This window comes from Azospirillum sp. 11R-A (assembly GCF_049472615.1).
Lineage (GTDB): Bacteria > Pseudomonadota > Alphaproteobacteria > Azospirillales > Azospirillaceae > Azospirillum > Azospirillum palustre.
The window spans coordinates 16,051-35,679 of sequence record NZ_JBCEBL010000004.1 but is presented as its reverse complement, the minus strand read 5'-3'; the positions used below and the strand labels follow the sequence as shown (position 1 = coordinate 35,679).

The window sequence follows — 19,629 nt, the reverse complement described above, 5'->3', positions numbered from 1 at the left end:
TCACCGCCAGGCGGCGGTGATGGCGGTTTCGACCTGCGGGAAGGCATCGGGATCGATGCTCATCGTGCCGGCCGCCGGCGGAGCGAACCCTGCCATGGCCTGCACCAGCCGGTCCACCATGGAGTCCAGCAGCACGCTTCCGTCGGCTGTCTCGATGCTGTCCATATGATGCTCGGCACCGCTGTACCAGCCGGCGACGGTCACCTTGTCGGCCGTGCCGACCACCTGCACCTCCAGATCGGTGCCCGACTTTGTGAACCAGAGCTGATGGGCATCGATGCCGGCGTCGAACACCAGCCGGTCACGGTCGATGTCTCCGCTATTCTCGACGATGCGGTCGCGCCCGTCCCCGCGTCCGAACCGGTAGACGTCGCTGCCCAGCCCGCCGACCAGCGTGTCGTCCCCGGCACCGCCGCTCAAGGTGTCGTCGTTGAGCACCGACCGGGCCACCATGACGCTGTAGGAGCCGAAACCGACGATGTCGGCGCTTCCATTGCCATCGACGTCGGCCAGTTCCCGCGGCATAGTGCTGTATGCGTTCCAGTTGTCGTGTCCGAACTCATTACGGCCACGGAATACCCGGCTAAAAGTTCCGTCCGCTTGACCCAGCGATACATAATATCCAGACACATGGAAACCAACAATATCCGCACGTCCGTCGCCGTTGATGTCGGCAACTTGGCGAGGATAATCATTTCCATTCGGGTAGTCGCCCGCGTACCTGGAAAATGAGCCGTCGTTGGCAACGATTGCCGGGGCGAAGGTCCCGTCGGCCCGGCCCCGGGCGACATAGACCCGATTGTCTCCGAAACCGATGATATCGGTCATCCCATCGCCATCGACGTCTCCCAACTGGCGTGGATTATAGAATTCCTGTGGCCAACCGGTGCCGGTCGTGAAGCCTCCCTGATAAGCGACCTGTGCACTGCCGAAGGTCCCATCCGCCTGTCCCAAGGCAGTCAGCACGGCGCCCCCGGAAAAACCGACGATGTCCGCCCGGCCATCGCCGTTCACATCGCCGAGCAGACGGGGATATTGCTCCGCACTGGTCCAGCCGCTGTTGTTGGTGAAGATACCGCTCAAAGCTGTTTTTGCCTGCGCAAAAGTGCCGTCCGCTTGGCCTAAAGCGATCAGCACTTCATTCTTTCCGAAACCGACGATGTCCGCCCGGCCATCACCGTTCACGTCGGCCAGTTGACGCACGTTTTCGCTCTGGAGGCGCCAGCCGTAACTTTCCGTGAAGGATCCGTTATAGGCTTGCAGGGTCGGCCCGAAAGTGCCGTCACCCTGCCCAAGAGAGACTTGGACCGTGGTGCCGGAGAAACCGACGACGTCGGCCCGGCCATCGCCGTTCACATCCCCGAGCAACCGGGGAGTGTAGCCGTCGATGCTCCATCCGAGGCTGCGGGTGTAGTTCTGGGTGAATGCTGTCGTCGCAGGCTCAAACATGTCATAGGCGCCTCCCGCCCCGGCATCGCCGATCAGGCTGTCGTTGCCGTCGCCGCCTTCCAGCACGTCCCGCCCGTTGCCTCCCACCAGCGTATCGGCGCCGGCACCGCCGGTCAGCAGGTCATCGTCGTCATCTCCGGCAAGCACGTCGGCGCCGGCGCCGCCATCCATGGTGTCGTTGCCGTTGCCGCCCGAGAGAGCGTCGCTGCCGTCGCCGCCCGACAGGCTGTCGTTGCCCTCACCGCCCGACAGGCTGTCGTTGCCGCCGCCGCCCAGCAGGGTGTCGTTGCCGCCTTCGCCATAGGCGACGTCGAAGTCGCCGGAACCGACAACGTCGGCCCGGCTGTCCAGCAGATCGTCGCCGTCGCCGCCATGCAGTTCGTCGCGGCCGGTGCCGCCAATCAGCGTGTCGTTGCCGGCATAGCCGGCCAGCACGTCGTTGCCGCCCCGTCCGTCGAGCAGGTCGCCGTTCGCATAGCCGAACAGCGCGTCGTTGCCGGTGCCGCCGCTGAATTCCAGCCGCAGGGCGGGATCCGACAGCCGCACCTCCGTCCCGTCCTGGAAGCGGACAGTCTCCAGATAGTTGCTGCCATCGCCCCCGCCGCTGAAGCGGTTGGAGATGACCACCTGCTCCGGCCGGTCGCGGAAGCTCAGCACCAGATTGTTGTCGAGGCGCTTGATCTGAAGCTGGTCGGCTGCAAATCCTTCGCCGAACAGCAGCGTGTCGTTGCCGGCGCCGCCGATGATGGTGTCCCGGCCGCCACCATAGATCACCAGATCGTCGCCCGCGCCGCCGTCGATGTTGTCGTCGCCATCGCCGCCCTGGATGGTGTCGTTGCCCGCCTCGCCATAGAGAAGGTCGTTGCCGGCACCGCCCTGGATGACGTCGTCCCCGTCGCCCCCCTGGATGCTGTCGTCACCCGCCTCGCCATAGAGGAAATCGTTGCCGGCCCCGCCGTTGAGCGTGTCGATGCCGTCGCCGCCATACAGTTCGTCGGCACCGTTGTTGCCCGCCAGGGCGTCGTTGCCAGTGCCGCCCGACAGCGTGTCGGCGCCATCGCCGCCCGACAGGGCGTCATTGCCGGCACCTCCGTCGAGCAGATCGTCGCCGGCGGCGCCGTAAAGGGTTTCGCCGCCAGCGCCACCGCGCAGGGTGTCGTCACCGTCGTCGCCGGAAAGCGTGTCGTTTCCGCTCATGTCATCGCTGTTGTCGAGCAGATCGTTGCCGGCGCCGCCGAATACCTGATCGCTTCCCGCCCCGCCATACAGGCTGTCGTCGCCGCCATAGCCATAAATGGTATCGCTGCCGCCACCGCCATGGATGGTGTCCGAAGCGGCATAGCCTTCCAGCGTGCGGGCCGCGGCATCGTCCCAGGTGTCGATGATGAGGCCCGGATTGCTCAGATCGACGGTCCTTCCGTCGGCAAACAGCAGGGTTTGCAGGTAATTGGCACCGTTGCCGGCACCGCTGAACCGGTTGGCGACGACGATCCGGTTGGTCTTGCCGTTGAAGCGGACATGCAGGTCGTTGCCGTAACGCTCGAACCCCAGATCGTCGCTGCTGTAGCCTTCACCGAAGGACAGCGTGTCGTTGCCGCCGCCGCCGGTCACCGTGTCGGCGCCGCCCTGGTAAAGCACGAGGTCGTCGCCAGCCCCGGTGACGATCCAATTGGCACCGGCACCGCCGGCCAGCGTGTCGTTGCCGTCCTCGCCGTAGAGTGAATCGGCATCGTCCCCGCCCGACAGGATGTCGGCACTGGCACCGCCATACAGCGTGTCGGACCCCGAACCGCCCAGCAGGCTGTCCTCTCCGGCGTCGCCATACAGGAGATCGTTGCCGTCGTCGCCATACAGGGTGTCGTTGTCGGCGCCGCCATACACGGTGTCGACCCCGGCCCCGCCATGCAGGCTGTCCCTGCCGGCATCGCCCCGGATGAAGTCGTTCCCGGCATTCCCCTCGATCAGGTCGTTGCCGTCGCCGCCATAGAGCGCATCGTTGGCGGCGCCGCCATACAGCGTGTCGTTGCCCGCCTCGCCATAAGCGCTGTCGCCGCTGGCCGTGTCGTCCCGGCTGTCGATCAGATCGTCGCCATCGCCGCCGTAAAGGGCATCGGCGCCGGTGCCGCCATACAGCGTGTCGTTGCCGCCATAGCCATAGATCGCGTCGGTGCCGCCGTTGCCACGGATCACATCGCCGGCATTGTAGCCTTCCAGCACATGCCCAACGTCGCTGTCGCGCGTGGCGATGAACAGGTCGGTTCTGGACAGATCCACCGTTCCGCCATCGGCGAAGCGCAGGGTCTGCACATAGTTCGCCCCCTCGCCATTGCCGTTGAAGCGGTTGGCGACGACGATCCGCTTGCCGAGATCGTCGAAGACCAGATGGAGATCCTTGCCGAACCGCTCCAGCCGCAGGCCGGCCTGGTCGTAGCCTTCGCCGAAGACCAGCTCGTCAGTGCCGCCGCCGCCGGTCACGGTGTCGGCACCGCCTTCGTAGACGATGCTGTCATTGCCGGCACCGCCGTCGATGGTGTTGGCACCTGTTCCGCCATTCAGAGTGTCGTTGCCGGCACCGCCATTCAGGGTGTCGTTGTCGGCGCCACCGGACAGGCTGTCGTCGCCCTCCCCGCCTTCCAGGGAATCGGCACCGGCGCCGCCGTCCAGCCGATCGGCCCCCGTTCCGCCATACAGCGCATCGTTGCCGTCCCCGCCGATCAGCATGTCGTCGCCGGCGTAGCCGTACAGGGTGTCGTTGCCGCCGGCACCGTCGATGGTGTCGTTGGCCCTGTAGCCGTAAATGGTTTCCGCGGTCGACTGCCCATAGGTTTCCATCACGATGGTCTGGGCGGACAGGTGGACGGTGCTTCCATCGGCGAACGTCACGGTCTGCACGAAATTCGCACCGTCGCCCTCGCCGCTGAACCGGCCGGCCAGGACGATGCGGTCGCCGGTATCCCGGAAGTTCAGATGCAGGTCGGTGCCGATGCGCGAGAGGTACATCCGCTCCCGGCTCAGCCCCGCACCCAGCAGCAGCACATCGTTGCCGCCGCCGCCGGTGATGCTGTCCACACCGTCACCGGAGGTGAAGCGGATCACGTCGTCGCCGGCCCCGCCGTCGATGGTGTCGTTGCCGGCCCCGCCGTCCAGCGTATCGTTGCCCGCCTGACCGTAGAGGTAATCGGCACCGGCGCCACCGAAAATGGAATCGGCGCCGTCCTCGCCATAGAGATAGTCGGTGCCGCCGCCACCGTCGATCAGGTCGTCCCCCGCCCCGCCATAGGCCACGTCGACCCCGCCGCCGCCATAGACGGTGTCGTTGCCGCTGCCGCCATAGGATGCGTCATTGATGCCGCCGGCGCTCGGATCGTCACGATTGTCGATCAGGTCGTCGCCGGCACCGCCGTGCATCTCGTCGGAACCGGAACCGCCCAGGATGGTGTCGTTGCCCGCACCGCCGAGGATGGTGTCGTTGCCGCTGTCTCCCGACAGCCTGTCATCGCCTTGGCCGCCGCCCAATGCGTCGTTGCCCGCACCGCCGGTCAGGCTGTCGTCGCCGGTGGGTTCATCGGCGGAGTAAGCAGGCAGAACCGTCGAAACGCCAAAGGATGCCGACTGGCCGAACTTGATCTGCGCGCCGGGAACGCTCGGAACCGGTGTTCCGTTGATCTCCGCGCCGGCGAACCAAAGCCCGATGAAGGTGGTGCCGCTGTACGGGAAGGTGGCAACCGTCTCCAGGCGCAGGGAGGACGCTGAATCACGGTCGCGAACCGTGAACACGACATCCTGCCATTGGCCGTAATCGATGTGATTATAGACGCCGACCGCCGTGACCGTTGTCTCAGCCACCACGGAATTATCCAACCACACCCTCAGCACGGAACTCAGCAACCCATATGTCTGCGCGCGGATACGGATGGTGATCGCTTCATTGCCCGTGGTCGACACCGCATCGCCCCACAGCCGGTCCTCGCCGTCCCCGCCAGCAACCGTATCGTCACCGGAACCGCCGTAGGCAAAGTCGTTGCCGGTTCCGCCATCGAGACGATCCGCACCGGCACCGCCGCGCAGATCGTCGTTGTCGGCACCGCCTGTCAGCGTGTCGTTGCCGCCATAGCCGTAAATGGTGTCGTTGCCGGCCTGTCCGTCGATGCTGTCGCCGACATTGTAGCCCTCCAGCTTCTCGCTTCCAGCGCCGCCGGTCGTCTGGATCGCCAGATCCTGGCGGGTCAGATCCTCCAGCGATCCGTCGGCGAAGCGCAGGGTCTGGGCATAGGCGGCACCGTCGGCGGCACCGTTGAAGCGGTCCTTGACGACGATCTGGTCGGTGCGGCCGGTGAAGCGCACATAGAGATCGTTGCCGAAGCGGGAGAAATAAAGCGCAGTCTTGTCGAAGGACGCATCCAGTTCGATGACATCGGTGCCGCCGGTGTTGTAGACGATGTCCTGACCGCCATCGAAGCGGATGACGTTGTTCCCGGTTCCGCCGTAAAGCGTGTTGTTGCCGGCCCCACCGATCAGCGTGTCGTCACCGGCGTCGCCATAGAGCGTGTCGTCCCCCTCCCCGCCATCCAGTGTATCGAGGCCGTCGCCGCCTTCCAGCCGGTCGGCACCGGCCCCGCCGCTCAGCGTATCGTCGCCCGACCCGCCATAGAGCTGGTCGTTGCCGGTCCCGCCATCCAGCGTGTCGTTCCCGCCATAGCCGTAGATGCTGTCGTTGCCCTCGACGCCCTGGATCAGGTCGCCGACATTGTAACCCTCCAGCTTTTCGGAACCGGCGGTCGCCAGCGTCTCCAGCGTCAGCGTCGGGTCGGTCAGGTCCGCCCGTTGCCCGTCGGCGAACAGTAGGGTCTGGACATAACTCGCCCCGTCGCCCGCGCCGTTGAAGCGGTTCTTCAGCACGATCTCGTCGGCCGCACCGCGGAAGCGCAGATAGAGGTCGTTGCCGAAGCGGGCGTAATACACATCCTCCCGCCGCAGGCCGCTGCGGATTTCCAAGACGTCGCTGCCGCCCTCGTTGGTGATGGTGTCCCGGCCGCCGGCATGGCGGATCACGTCGTCGCCCAGGCCGGTCAGGATGGTGTTGACCCCCGCCCCGCCTTCCAGCGTGTCGGCGCCGTCGCCGCCCTGGATGCTGTCGTCACCAGTACCGCCCGACAGGCTGTCGTTGCCAGCATTGCCCTCCAGCCAATCGTTGCCGGCGTTGCCCTCCAGCCGGTCGTTGCCATCGCCGCCGGAGAAGGTCTCGGCCGCGTCGCCGCCGAGGATGGTGTCGTTGCCCGCCTCGCCATAGGCGACGTTCAGCGACGCCCCGCTGCCGATATCGTCCCGGTTGTCGATCAGGTCGTTGCCGTCGCCGCCATAGATCTGGTCGGCTCCGGCGCCGCCGATCAAGGTGTCAGCGCCGGCCCCGCCGGTCAGACTGTCGTTGCCATCACCGCCTTGCAGCAGGTCGTCGCCATCGTCGCCGTTCAGCCGGTCGTCACCGGCCCCGCCGATCAGCGTGTCGTCACCCGACCCGCCATAGAGCTGGTCGTTGCCGGCTCCACCCTCCAGCGTGTCGTTCCCGCCATAGCCATAGATCGTGTCGTTGCCGCCGACGCCCTGGATCAGGTCGCCGACATTGTAACCCTCCAGCTTTTCGGAACCGGCGGTCGCCAGCGTCTCCAGCGTCAGCGTCGGGTCGGTCAGGTCCGCCCGCTGCCCGTCGGCGAACAGCAGCGTCTGGACATAGCTCGCCCCATCCCCGGCACCGTTGAAGCGGTTCTTCAGCACGATCTCGTCGGCCGCGCCGCGGAAGCGCAGATAAAGGTCATTGCCGAAGCGGGCGTAATACAGGTCCTCCCGCCGCAGGCCGCTGCGGATTTCCAGGACGTCGTTGCCGCCCTCGTTGGTGATGGTGTCCCGGCCGTCGGCATGGCGGATCACGTCGTCGCCCAGGCCGGTCAGGATGGTGTTGGTTCCCGTCCCGCCTTCCAGCGTGTCGGCGCCGTCGCCGCCCGAAAGGAAGTCGTCGCCGTCGCCACCCTGGAGGCTGTCGTTGCCGGCATCGCCGTACAGCGTGTCGTTGCCGGCGTCGCCGGACAGGTGGTCGTCGCCCTCGCCGCCTTCCATGTAGTCGGTCCCGGCCCCGCCAACGATCAGGTCGTTGCCCGCACCGCCATAATGGAGATCGGCATCGTCGCCGCCCTCCAGCGTGTCGTCACCGTCGCCACCTTCGAGCCGGTCGGCCCCGGCACCGCCGAGCAGCCGGTCGTTGCCGGTGCCGCCGAGCAGAACGTCGTTGCCGGCCCCGCCATCGAGCAGATCGTCGCCGCCATAGCCGAGGATGGTGTCGGTGCCACCAAGGCCGCTGATGGTGTCGTTGGCGTTATAGCCTTCCAGCGTCTCGTTGAACTCGTTCGCCACCGTTTCCAGCACCAGCGCGGGATCGGACAGGTCGGCGCGGTCGCCATTGGCGAACAGCACGGTCTGGACATAGCTCGCGCCGTCGCCGGCCTTGTCGAAGCGTCCGGTCAGCACCACCTCGTCGCTTCTGTTGCGGAAACGCAGATACAGGTCGTTGCCGAAGCGGGCGTAATACATGTGGGCCCGCGTCAGCCCGCCACCGATCTCCAGCGTGTCGGCGCCGGCTTCGTTGGTGATGGTCTCGCGCCCGCCGTCGAAGCGGATCGTGTCGTCGCCGGCTCCGGTGAACAGCCTGTCGGTGCCGCCGCCGCCAATCAGCGTGTCGTCGCCATCGCCAGCCAGCAGGCTGTCGTCGCCGTCGCCACCCTCCAGCAGGTCGTTGCCGGCCCCGCCGTCCAGCGTGTCGGCCCCCGCCCCGCCGGACAGGCCGTCATTGCCGTCGCCCCCCGAAAGGAAGTCAGCGCCGTCGCCGCCGGACAGGGTATCGGTTCCCTCATCGCCATAGATGCTGTCGTTGCCGCCGCCGCCCTCGATGCTGTCGTCGCCGGTTCCACCAGACAGGGCGTCGGAGCCACCGCCGCCGAGGATGGTGTCGTTGCCGGCCTCGCCGTAGGAGCGGTCGAAACGGCCATCGGTACCGGAATCGCCGCGGCTATCGATCAGGTCGTTGCCGTCGCCGCCATACATCACCTCCCAGCCGGTATCGCCAATCAGCGTATCGTCGCCGCCGTAGCCGAAGATGGTGTCGTCGCCGCCCCGACTGTTGATCCAGTCGCCGACATTGTAGCCTTGCAAATACTCGCTGGCATTGGTCGCATCGGTCTCCAGCGCGATGTCGGTGCGGGTCAGGTCGAAACCGGTGCCGTCGGCGAAGGCCAGCCGCTCCACGAAGGACGCGCCATCGCCTGCCCCGTTGAAGCGGCCGGTGACAACGATCTCGTCGGTGGACCGCCCGCGGAAGCGGATGTGGAGGTCGTTGCCGAAACGGGCAAAATAGAGATCGCCGCGGCCGATGCCGGGACCGAACTCGATGCGGTCGAGCCCGGCAGCATCGATGATGGTGTCTCGCCCGTCGCCGATCCGGTAGACGTAAACGTCGTTGCCGCCGCCACCACGGATGGAGTCGGCACCGGTCCCGCCGTCGATGGTGTCATCACCGTCCTCGCCGTCGATGCTGTCATTGCCGCCGCCGCCCGACAGGCTGTCGTCGCCGGTGCCGCCGAAAATTATGTCGGAACCGCCGCCGCCCAGGACGGTGTCGTTGCCGTCGCGGCCCTGGATCACATCGCTCGCGCCGTCGGTGCCGGGGTCGTCGCGGCCGTCGATCAGATCGTCGCCCGTACCGCCATCGATGGAATCCGATCCGGTGCCGCCGATCAGCGTGTCGTTGCCGGCATAGCCGAGGATCGTGTCGTTGCCGGCGGTCCCCTCGATCCGGTCGCCGACAGTGTAGCCCTGGAGATACTCCGCGGCCGCGGTCGCCACCGTCTCCAGCGCGATGTCGGTGCGGGTCAGGTCGAAGCTGGTGCCGTCGGCGAAGGCCAGCCGCTCCACGTAGGAGGTGCCGTCGCCAGCCCCGTTGAAGCGTCCGGTCACCACGATCTCGTCGGTCGGCCGCCCGCGGAAGCGGATGTAGAGGTCGTTGCCGAACCGCGCGAAATAGAGATCGCCGCGGCCGATGCCGGGACCGAATTCGATGCGGTCGAACCCGGCGCTGTCCAGGATGTAATCGCGCCCGTCGCCGATGCGGTAGACATAGACGTCGTTGCCGGCCCCGCCATCCAGCGTGTCGTTGCCGATGCCGCCGATCAGCGTGTCGTTGCCGCCGCCGCCGCTCAGCCGGTCATCGCCGTCCTGGCCCAGCAGCAGGTCGTCGGTCGCCGCCCCGGTCAGCAGGTCGCCGCCGGTGCCGCCCAGCATCGCCAGTTCGCCCAGCGGCATGGTGGTGCCGTCCGAGAAGATCAGCCCGGCCAGCCCGCTGGTGCCGTCGCTGGCCGAGAAATGGTTGACGATGCGGATCTGCCGGCCGGTGGCACGGACCTGCACGATCAGGTCGCCGCCGGACCGCGTCAGCACGACGTCCTTCCAGTCCAGCCCGTCGGGCAGGCCCACCGTGTCGCCGCTGCCGGGGAAGACGATCAGGTCGGTGTCGATGCTGCCGAAGCGGAAGACCGACGGGCCGTCGCCGCCGATGAAGACGTTGCCGGCCCCCAGCACCCACGGAACCCCGGCCGCGAAGTTGATCTCATCGAGCTGGTTCAGGAAATGGTTGACCACCAGCACGTTGATCGTGCCGTCGGCCGAGACGATGCGCAGATCGTCATGCTCGCGCACCAGGCGCAGGTTGGCCGGCGGGATGCCGGCGCCGAAGACCAGCCGGTTGTCGCCGCCCGCCGGATGGATCGTCACCGGGCCGCTGCCGGAACCGACGCTGAAGCTGTTGTTGCCGCGGCTGCCGATCAGGATGCCGTTGCCGGCAACCGCCCAGCTCTGGCCGTCGTCGTAACGGACGGTGGACAGGCCGGACCCGCTGCCCGCCAGCCCGGTGGGGCCGAAATGGTTGACCACCGTCAGGTCGACGCTGCCGTCGTCGGTGAAGATGTGCAGGTTGACGCCGTCGCGCTCCATCCGCACCAGCGCCGGGTCGATGCCGGGACCGAAATACAGCCGGTCGCTGCCGCCGCCGGGGAAGAGGTAGCGCTGGCCCTGGCCGGGCAGGATGGTGAAGTCGTCGGTTCCCTGCTCGCCGAACATCACGCTGTCGCCCTGGAGGTTGAGCGTCAGCCCGCCGGAGAAGGTGATGGCGTCCAACCCGCGTGCCAGCCCATCGGTGGGCGCGGTGAAGTGATTGACGACGCGCACGACGCGTCCGCTGCCGATGAAGGCGACCACCAGATCGACGCCGTCCTGCCGCAGAGTCACGTCGCCGGGGGAAACGTCCGGCCCGAAGACGATCTGGCTGCCGCCGCCCCCGGCATGGATGAACTGGATGGCCGGACCGGTCTTGCCGATGGTGAAGCGGTCGCCGCCCCCGCCGCCGATCAGCGTGTAGGGCGAGTTGAGGTCGAACACCCGCCCGTCGGAAAAGTCCAGCTGGCCGACGCCGCCGAAATAGTTGAGGACGGTCACCACCTGCTGCGTGCGGTCGATGAAGACCTGCAGGTCGGACCCGGTGCGGATCAGCCGCACCTCCGTGCTGTCGATGTCCTCGAACACCACGCGGTCGCCGCCTTCGGCATAGATGGTCTTCGACCCGCTGTCCGGACCGACCAGGAAGACCGTTCCGCCCTGGCCGCCGATCAGCAGATTGTCGCCGGTCAGCGGCAGCACCGAACCGTCGGGGCGCGTCAGCGAGTCCATCGGCGTGCCGGCGAAATGGTTGACGATGGTCAGCGCATCCGCCGTGCCGTCGATGGTGATGCGCAGATTGTCGCCGATGCGCGCCACCCGGATCTTGGACCCGTCCACCGTGTCGACGAAGCGCAGGCTGTCGTCGCCGGCGCTGTCGGGATAGACGATCACGTCGCCCATCCCGCGCTGGATCACGAACTGGTCGTGGCCGGTGCCGCCGATCAGCACCTTGCCGCCCTGGATGTTCCAGGTGGTGCCGTTGTTGAAGACCAGATCGCCGATGCCGTTCATGGCGAAGTGGTTGACGATGATCATCTCGTTCGGCTGGCCGACGATGGTCAGGTGCAGGTCGTTGCCGACGCGCACGATGCGGGTCTTGCCCGGATCGGCGTCGATGGCCAGATGCTGGCCGGACGCGCCGGGATAGATGTACATCGGACCGGCGGGAATCGTCTCCGCTCCGCCGCCGCTGATGAAGATGTTGGTGCCGATGATCGGCCACACGACGCCGTTGGAGAAGACAATTTCGGGGATCGCCACCACGCCGCCGGTGGCAAACTGGTTGACGATGGTCATGCTGTCGGCACCGGCGGTGACGCGCAGATCGTTGCCGACACGGGTCAGGCGGACGGTGGACGGGTCGATGCCGGGCGCCACCTCGATGCGGTCGCCACCGCCCTGACCGCCGCCGCCATAGACGACGACGGCGCCGGAGCCTGGCGACAGCAGGAACCGGTCGGCGCCGTCCGTTCCGATGCGGGCGCCGGGGCCGCCGACCGTCCAGATCTTGCCGTCGGCGAAGGCGATGTCGCGCGCCTCGTTGTTCAGGAAGTGGTTCAGCACCTTGACCGTGTCGCTGCCGTCGCGCATGACGATCTCAAGGTCGTCGCCGACCCGGCGCACCAGCGTGTCCAGGCTGTCAAAGCCGGTCCCCAGCCGCAGGCGATCGCTGCCGCCACCGGGATAAAGCGACACATGGCCGATGCCCGGTGCGGCGGTGAAGGTGTCGGTGGCGCTGGTGCCGACCATGATGCTGGCGCCCCAGATGTTCCACGTGTCGCCGTCGATGAAGCGCAGCGTGTGCACGCCGCCGCTCGCCCCGCCGGAGAAGTGGTTCAGCACGGTCAGCTTGTCGGGTAGCGTGCGCAGGCCGATCACCAGATCGTCGCCCACCCGCTGCATGGTCACGCTCGCCTTGTCGATGCCGGGACCGATGACGATCTGGTCGTTGCCGCCGCCGGGCAGGATCGATTTGGCGCCGCCGCCGACCGTCAGGGTGTAGCTGTCGTCGCCGGCTCCCCCGATCAGCAGGGCGGGATCGGACAGGTTCCAGAAGCGCCCGCCGGCATAGACATTCTCAAGCAGCGACGCCCCCCAGCCGCTGGCGAAATGGTTCAGCACGGTGACCTTGTCCGTCGAACCCTTCACCGAAATGACCAGATCGTCGCCCTGGCGGGTGAAGCCCAGCCTGTCGGCGCCGATGGTGGATGCGACGTTCAGCGTGTCGATGCCCTTGCCGGCGAACAGCGTGACGGCCCCGTCGCCCGGCTTGAAGGCGAACACGTCGGCGGTGTCGCCGCCCATGCGGAATCCGGCCCCGCCGTCCAGCGGCCACACCGTCCCGTCGGCGAAGGTCAGGCTGCGCAGCACGCCGTTGCCGGCGCCCGCGTCGTTGAAGTGGTTCAGCAGCACCACCCGGTCGTCGGCATTGCCGATCTGGATGACCAGCTTGTCGCCGTCCCGGCGCAGCGCCACCTGCGACGGAAGGATGCCGGCCCCCAGCACCAGCCCGTCGTGGCCGCCGCCGGTCGCGAGCACACGCTCACCCAGGCCCGCCGCCACCTCCACCCGCTCGTCGGCGGCTGTGCCGACGATCAGGCGGGTGTTGTCGATGGACCATTCGGTGCCGTCGCCGAAGCGGATGGTCCGATAGCCGTCGGCATTGCCGTCGAACTGCTGCTTGATCAGCCAGGACGCGCCGCTGCCGTCATAGGAGATGCGCAGGTCGTCGCCCTCGCGGGTCAGCCGCATGCGGTCGGGGTCGATGTTCGACGCGAAGGCGATGGTGTCGGCACCGGCGCTGCCGTAGAGAATCGTCTGCCCGCCATCGAGCCCGAAGACCATGCGGTCGTCGCCGCTGCTGCCGATGCGGATGTCGTTGCCGCGCACGCGCCAGCGGCTGCCGTCGGCCAGTTCGATGGCCTCCACCCCGCCGTTGCCGGCGCCGGCCAGCGCCTCGGCCGAGAAATGGTTGAAGAGCAGGATCGAGCGGTCGGTGCCGGCGATGCGGATCTCCAGGTCGTCGCCCTTGCGCGACAGGCGCAGATCGTCGGCGCTCACGTCGGCGCCGAAGCGGATGACGTTCACACCGGCATCGGCATGCAGGCTGTGGCTGGCGAAGCCGGGCTCAAGGGCGATGGTGTCGTCGCCGGTGCTGCCCAGCAGCAGGTCGTCGCCCCACACCGGCCAGACCACGCCGTCGGCGAACTGTATCTGACGGACGCTGCCGTCCCCCGCCCCGGCGGCACCGTTCGGGGCGAAATGGCCCATGATGGTGATGCGGTCGCGGGCATAGCCATCCTCCCCGGCCGGGCCGCCCTGCGCGTCGAACAGGACGTGCAGGTCGTCGTCGATCCGCACAAGATGCGCGATCTCATGCCGGAAGCCGGAACCGAGCCGCACCGTGTCGTTGCCGCCTTCGCCGAACACCACCACATGGCCGGCGCCCGACGGCGCGGTCAGGACGTCGTCCCCCGCGGTGCCGGTGACCACGAGGTCGCCGAACATCCGTACGCCGTCCTGCACATAGACCGTGGTCGGACCGCGGCTGTACAGGTTGTACAGCACGGAACCGACGGTCTGGCTGCCGCCGCGGCGCCAGCCGGACTCCTTGAAGGTCACCAGATCGTTGCGGTCGCCGGTGACGTAGAGCGGCGCCCCGCCGGTGTCGGCGACGATGCCCTGCTCGTTCAGGATCAGGGTCTGGCGGCCCGGATGGCCGAGGTCGATCATCTCGACGCCATGGACCCCGCCGGCATCGGCGCCGGTGACCACCAGCCGCTCGCCCTCGAAGCGCAGGGTGTCGAAGCCGCTGCCGCCGTCGATGCTGGCGAAGCCGTCGTCAAGCACCCGCAGCGTGTCGTCACCCGCCCCGCCGGACAGGCTGTCCGCACCGCCGCGGCCGTCCAGATAGTTGGCGGCGGCGTCGCCGGTCAGGCTGTCGGCACCGCCGGTGCCGATCAGGTTCTCCACACCGTCGAGCCGGTCGCCTTCGGCATGGCCGCCGCGACCGATGCCGGTGGCGAGATTGACCGACACCGCGGCATCCGACGCCGAATAGTCGGCGGTGTCGATCCCCGCGCCGCCGCTCAGGCTGTCGGCGCCGATCCCGCCGATCAGCGTGTCGTTGCCGCTGCCGCCGCGCAGGCGGTTGGCCCCGGCATCGCCGGTCAGTTGGTCGGCGGCGGCGGAACCGGTCAAATTCTCGATCCCCGACAGCACGTCGCCGGTGGCGTCGCCACCGGTTGCCGTTCCATCGGCAAGGCTGACCGTCACCCCGACGGCCGAGCCGGTGTAGTCGGCGGTGTCCGATCCGGCGCCGCCGATCAGCGTGTCGGCACCGGCGCCGCCGCGCAGAATGTTGTCCTGCGCATCGCCGGTCAGCAGGTCGGCACGGGTCGATCCGAACAGGTTCTCGACCCCAATCAGCACATCCCCCTCCGCCGTGCCGCCGAGCCCGGTGCCCGCCGACAGATCGACCGTCACCGCCGCGCCGGACGCCGAATAGTCGGCGGTGTCGCTGCCGGCCCCGCCGATCAGCGTGTCGGACCCGGCCCCTCCCACCAGCGTGTCGTTGCCGCCGGCACCATCCAGGACGTTGGCTCCGCCGTCGCCGGTCAGCCGGTCGCCGAAGGCGGAGCCGGTCAGGTTTTCGATCCCGCTCAGCCGGTCGCCCTGGGCGTCGCCGCCGCTGCCGGTGCCGCTCGCCAGACTGACGCTCACCGCGGTGGCGGATGCCAGATACTCCGCGGTGTCGATGCCGTCGCCGCCGATCAGCGTATCCGCGCCGCCCAGCCCGACGAGCGTGTCGTTGCCGCCACGCCCATCGAGCCGGTTGGCGGTCGCATCGCCGGTCAGCCGGTCGTCATGGTCGGAGCCGGACAGGTTCTCGATGCCGGACAGCACGTCGCCCTCGGCATCGCCACCCGAACCGCTGCCGCCGGTCAGGGTCACCGCGACGCCATCCGCGGAGGCCGCATAATCGGCGCTGTCGATGCCATCGCCGCCGGTCAGCGTATCGGCTCCCGCACCGCCGGACAGCCAGTCGTCCCCGGCACCGCCATCCAGCCGGTTGGCGCCGGCATCGCCGGTCAACCGGTCGGCGCCGGCCGAGCCGATGACATTCTCGATGCCGGACAGCAGGTCGCCTTCTGCATCGCCGCCAGCACCTGTCCCCGCCGCCAGATCGACGGCGACACCGCCGGCCGACGCGGCATAGTCGGCGGTGTCCGTCCCCTCGCCGCCGAGCAGCGTGTCGGCACCGGCGCCACCGGCCAGCAGATCGTCGCCCGTTCCGCCGTCGAGCAGGTTCGCGCCGCCGTCGCCGGTCAGCCTGTCGTCATGGCCGGAACCGGTCAGGTTCTCGATCCCGGACAGCACGTCGCCCTCGGCATCGCCGCCAAGCCCGACACCGCTCGACAGATCCACCGCCACGCCCGCATCGGAGGCCGAATAGTCGGCAAGGTCGATGCCATCGCCGCCGATCAGTGTGTCGGCGCCGCCAAGCCCGATCAGCGTGTCGTTGCCGCCGGCGCCGTCGAGGCGATTGGCGCCGGCATCGCCGGTCAGCCGGTCGCCGAAGGCGCTGCCGGTCAGATTCTCGATGCCGGACAGCCGGTCGCCGTCCGCGTCGCCGCCAATGCCGGTGCCGCTGGACAGATCGACGGTCACGCCGTCGGCCGATGCCGAATAGTCGGCAAGGTCGACGCCATCGCCGCCGATCAGCGTGTCGGCGCCGCCGAGCCCGATCAGCGTGTCGTTGCCGCCGCGGCCGTCGAGCAGGTTGCCGTTGGCATCGCCCACCAGCAGATCGTCGTGATCCGAGCCGGTCAGGTTCTCGATGTCCGACAGAACGTCGCCTTCGGCATCGCCACCGGCCGCCGTGCCCGCCGCCAGATCGACGGACACCCCGGCGGCCGAAGCCGAGTAATCGGCGGTGTCGATGCCGTCGCCGCCGATCAGGCTGTCGTCGCCGCCGGCACCCGCCAGCGTGTCGTCCCCGACCCCGCCATCCAGCACATTCGCCCCGCCGTCGCCGGTCAGCCGGTCGTCCCGGGCCGAGCCGGTGAGATTCTCGACGCCCGACAGGACATCGCCTTCGGCATCGCCACCCAGGCCGATGCCGGCCGCGAGATCGACCGTCACGCCGGCTTCGGACGTGGAATAGTCGGCAGTGTCGGTCCCCTCGCCGCCGATCAGCGTGTCGGCGCCGCCGGCCCCGGCCAGCAGATCGTCACCGTCGCCGCCCTCCAGGCGGTTGGCGGCAGCGTCACCGGTCAACCGGTCGTCATGGGCGGAACCGACGACAGTCTCGATGCCGGTCAACCGGTCGCCCTCGGCATCGCCGCCGGCACCCGTGCCGGCCGCCAGATCGACGGTCACGCCCGCCCCGGACGCCGCATAGGTGGCGGTGTCGATGCCGTCCCCGCCGTCGAGCCGGTCGGCACCGCTGCCGCCGTCCAGCAAATCGTCCCCCGCTCCACCCGACAGGCTGTCGTCGCCGGCCCCGCCGGACAGGCTGTTGTCGCCGCCGTCGCCGGCCAGCGTGTCGGCACCGCCACCGGCCAGAATGGTCTCGATGCCCGACACGCGGTCGGCCATCCAGCCGCCGTGGTGCACCTCGCCGGTCGCAAGATCGATGGAGATCGCGCCGGTCGCGGCAGAGTAATCGGCGATGTCGATGCCGTCGCCGCCGTCGAGGACATCGTTGCCGCCGCCCCCCTTCAGCACGTCATTGCCGGCGCCGCCCAGCAGGGTGTCGGCGCCCAGCCCGCCGACCAGCGTATCGTCACCGTCGCCGCCATCCAGGTAATCGCCGGTATAGTCGGCGCCCACCGCCAGCCGGTCGTTGCCGGCCCCGCCGATCAGCGTGTCGCTGCCGAGGCCGCCGTCCAGAGTGTCGTTGCCCGCCCCGCCGTCGAAGCGGTCGTCGCTCCACACGCCGTCGCCGTCGCTGACCAGATCGTCGCCGTCGCCGGCCAGCACGATGTCGCGGCCACCGCCGCCAATGATGGTGTCGTTGCCGCTGCCGCCCTCTATGCTGTCGTCGTTTTCGCCGCCGTCGATGCTGTCGTTGCCGGCGCCGCCGCTGATGACGTCGGCCCCGGTGCCGCCGCTGATGACGTCGTCGCCGCTGCCGCCGTCGAGCGTGTCGCTCACGTCGCCGCCCAGCAGCGTGTCGTTGCCGCTGCCGCCATAGAGCCGGTTGGCGTCGGTGCCGCCATCCAGCAGATCGTCGCCCATGCCGCCATAAAGCAGGTCGGCGCCGCTGCCGCCGTCCAGGCTGTCGTTGCCGGTCCCGCCGTCCAGCGTGTCGTCCTCGCTGCCGCCGTCCAGCAGATCGTTCCCGGAGCCGCCGAACAGCCGGTCGCTCTGCGATCCGCCGCGCAGCGTGTCGGCACCCGATCCGCCGCGCAGGCTGTCTTCGCCCCAATCGCCGTTCAGCAGGTCATCGCCGGCCCCGCCCAGCAGCGTGCCGCCGCCACCGCCGCTGCCCAGCGTGTCGTTCCCGGCACCGCCATCGAGCGTCTCCGCCCGCCAGTCGCCCGTCAGCGCGTCGTTGCCGCCGACCTGCGCCTCGCCGGCCTCAAACGCTTGCTCGTCGGCCGGGGACAGCCCGTCGATGTCGGCGGCACCGTCGTTCCGGACCGCGGTGACGCCGATGTGGAAGACGCGATCGGTGCTGAGCCCCCCGGCATCGGTGACGCGGACGGTTACCGCATGGGCGGGAGCCTGTGCATAATCGAACTCTGCCCCGGCGGCGACGGACAACACCCCGGTCGCCACATCGATCGCGAAGCGCCCGCCGGCATCGTCGGTCAGGCTGTAGGTCAGCGTGTCTCCATCGGGGTCGCTGCCGTGGGCGGTGCCGACGACGGTTCCGGCCGATGCATGCTCGGCAACGGCGACCCCGTCGAGCATCACGCCGGACGGAGCGTCGTTGACGCCGGCCAGCGTGACGGTGACCGTCTGGCTGGTTACCCCGCCCCGGCCGTCGGCCACATCGATGCGGAAGCTGTCGGTGCCGGCGTAGTCGGCATCGGGCCGGTAGGTGAAGCGGCCGTCGGCCTCCAGCACCAGCCGGCCATGGCCCGGCCCGGCGCCGACGCCATAGGTCAACGCGTCGCCGTCGGGATCGACCGCGCCGACCGAACCGGTGACCGGCATATCCTCCGTCCCGCTCAACGCCTGATCGGCGGCGGCCGGGGCCCGGTTGGGGGCCGCGACGACCATGCCGGCCAGATCGGCGACCGCCACCGTCCGGCCGTCCACCGTCACCTCGAGCGCGTTCCAGTTGTTGGCGACAAGCCGGATCGCCTGACCGGTGAAGCTCTGGCCGTCGTCGCCATGGCGGCGGATGAAGTCCGCCAGTTGGACGAGGTCGGCCGCGACGGCGGCGGTCACCTGACCGGCGGTCAGCGCCACCCGCAGCCGGTCATAGCCGGCACCCCCATCCAGCGTGTCGTTGCCCGCCTGATCCGACAGGACATGGTCCAGCAGATCGTCGCCGCCGCCGGCCCGGACGAGGTCGGTCCCGGCGCCGTCGGCCAGCCGGTCGGCGCCCATCCCACCGGTCAGCGTGTCGTCGCCGTCGCCGCCGTCGAGATAATCGCCGCTGTAATCGTCGCCGACGGTCAGCCGGTCGTTGCCCGCCCCGCCGATCAGGGTGTCGCTGCCGTATCCCCCCTCCAGCGTGTCGTTACCGGCACCGCCGTCGAAGCGGTCGTCGCTCCACACCCCGGCGCCGTCCGTCACCAGATCGTCGCCGTCGCCGGCAGTCACCACGTCACGGCCGCCGCCGCCGACGATGGTGTCGTTGCCGCTGCCGCCGTCGATGCTGTCGTCGTTCTCCCCGCCATCGATGCTGTCGGCACCGTCGCCACCCCGAATCAGGTCGTTGCCGGTCCCGCCGGAGATCACGTCGTTGCCGGCGCCGCCATCCAGCCAATCGTTGCCGTCGCCTCCGATCAGGGTGTCGTTGCCGGCACCGCCGCTCAGCGTGTCGGCGCGCCAGTCACCGGTCAGCAGATCGTCGCTGTCGGTGGTCACGGTGCTGGTCATCGGCTTGTCCTCCGGAAATGTCGGCCCGGTTGCTCCGGGCCTTGCGGCTGGTGGGTCGGATCGGGAGAAAGGGTGTGAGCTTAG

General features: G+C 68.8%; 1 protein-coding gene. It reads right to left on the bottom strand.

Features of this window, described 5'->3' with window-relative positions; genetic code table 11:
* Positions 1 to 19,545, bottom strand: a complete 19,545-nt coding sequence (locus VH569_RS07755) for a calcium-binding protein (RefSeq protein WP_423314818.1) — start codon at positions 19,543 to 19,545, stop codon at positions 1 to 3.
* Between the last annotated feature and the right edge of the window lie 84 nt (positions 19,546 to 19,629).

Bases quoted from the DNA above. Each gene is read 5' to 3' on its own strand.
- VH569_RS07755 (WP_423314818.1), bottom strand. From the start codon at position 19,545: ATGACCAGCACCGTGACCACCGACAGCGACGATCTGCTGACCGGTGAC.